Source organism: Flavobacterium sp. RSB2_4_14 (assembly GCF_051547085.1).
GTDB lineage: Bacteria > Bacteroidota > Bacteroidia > Flavobacteriales > Flavobacteriaceae > Flavobacterium.
The window spans coordinates 1-363 of the sequence record NZ_JBPTTL010000030.1 but is presented as its reverse complement, the minus strand read 5'-3'; the positions used below and the strand labels follow the sequence as shown (position 1 = coordinate 363).

Annotated in this window: 1 protein-coding gene; it reads right to left on the bottom strand. The window is 48.8% G+C overall.

Annotated elements, in window-relative coordinates:
* Positions 1–363: hypothetical protein (locus ACSVH2_RS14120; protein ID WP_438093821.1), on the bottom strand; the 363-nt coding region annotated here is incomplete at both ends.

Here is a 363-nt window from a genome sequence, read left to right as displayed (position 1 = left end):
ACCTGCTGGTATAGCGGCTTGTCCTGATTGTATCACTGAGAATACTGCCGATGTAGTGGCGCATCCTAGTGGACTAACACTGGTGGCTCTTACGGTGTAGGTTCTAGTAGCACCTGTTGGTGAGGCTGTGTCTACGGTATATGTTGGTCCTGTAGCGCCTGCTATTGGTGTGGTGGAGTTGTCTTCAAACCACTCAAAGGTATAGGCCGATGCATTGGTGATACCACTGTTCAAAGTGAGTGGTCGCACGACTACATTGCTAGCATAGTCCACACAGATGGTATCTACGCCGTTTGGTGTAGTGATAATCGGGTTCGGGTAACGCTCTATCGTGATGTCTATGGTTGTTAAGGCATAACACAG